Genomic DNA, 1,225 nt, shown 5'->3' on the forward strand with positions numbered 1-1,225 from the left:
TGCTGCTGGTCTTCGTCGATTGCGTGAAGGAACTGCCCGCGACGCTGCTGCTGCGGCCCTTCAACTACGAGACGCTGGCCACCCGGGTGCACGAGCAGGCCTCGCTCGAGAACCTCGGCGGCGCGGCCCCTGCCGCGGTGCTGGTGATCGCGGTCGGCCTCGCGGCGGTGGGGCTGCTCGCCCGCGCGAACCGCTAGATTGCGCTTGCAAGCGAGGGCCGGGCTGGCATATCCATGCCGCCACGGTGCCCCTATAGCTCAGCTGGTAGAGCAACTGATTTGTAATCAGTAGGTCCGCGGTTCGAGTCCGTGTGGGGGCACCAGGATCCTTCCTCCTTGCCGAAGCCTTGCGCACCATTGCCTGCCGAAAGCCTGCGACGCGTGGCGAGATCGGCGAGGCTGTCCCAAGGCGCTTGACCTCGGGAGGCGCTTTCTCTAACAAGCGGCATCCGCAAGGCCCCGGATTCGTCCGGGGCTTCGTGTTTGTTCGCGAGAACATCTAACCGGGCACCTTCGGGGGCCTATACTACCGGCCACCTGCAGGCAGCCTGTCCCCGCGACAGCAGACCGAGGGGGCTGTAACATAGGGTGGATTCTCCACCCGTCTGCAAACGGAAGACAGAAGCATGGCACTCAAGTCGTACAAGCCGACGACGCCGGGCCAGCGCGGGCTGGTGCTGATCGACCGTTCGGAGCTGTATAAAGGACGTCCCGTCAAGGCCCTCACCGAGGGTCTGACCAAGTCGGGCGGCCGGAACAACACCGGACGGATCACTGCACGCCGCCGCGGCGGTGGCGCAAAGCGTCTCTACCGGATCGTCGATTTCAAGCGGAACAAGTTTGACATCAACGGTATCGTTGCACGCATCGAATACGACCCGAACCGGACCGCATTCATCGCACTCGTCCAGTATGACGATGGCGAGCAGGCCTACATCCTCGCGCCCCAGCGTCTCGCCATCGGCGACAAGGTGGTCGCGTCCGCGAAGGCCGACATCAAGCCCGGCAACGCAATGCCCTTCTCGGGCATGCCGATTGGCACGATCGTCCACAACATCGAGCTGAAGCCCGGCAAGGGCGGCCAGATCGCACGCGCCGCGGGCACCTACGCCCAGTTCGTCGGCCGCGATGGCGGCTACGCCCAGATCCGCCTGTCCTCGGGCGAACTGCGCATGGTGCGTCAGGAATGCATGGCCACCGTCGGTGCCGTGTCGAACCCCGACAAC

1 protein-coding gene, 1 tRNA gene and 1 pseudogene are annotated in these 1,225 nt (G+C 65.0%); all 3 read left to right on the forward strand.

Features of this window, described 5'->3' with window-relative positions:
• Nucleotides 1-197, forward strand: a pseudogene (locus HC022_RS26915) (iron ABC transporter permease); the annotation flags it as partial.
• A 49-nt stretch (nucleotides 198-246) separates the two neighbouring features.
• A tRNA-Thr gene (locus tag HC022_RS26920) sits at nucleotides 247-322 on the forward strand.
• Nucleotides 323-625: 303 nt separating this feature from the next.
• The coding region (rplB, locus tag HC022_RS26925) for a 50S ribosomal protein L2 (protein ID WP_167454417.1) at nucleotides 626-1,225 on the forward strand (600 nt) is incomplete at its 3' end.

Origin of the sequence: Salipiger sp. HF18 (assembly GCF_011806505.1) — a bacterium.
Lineage (GTDB): Bacteria > Pseudomonadota > Alphaproteobacteria > Rhodobacterales > Rhodobacteraceae > Salipiger > Salipiger thiooxidans.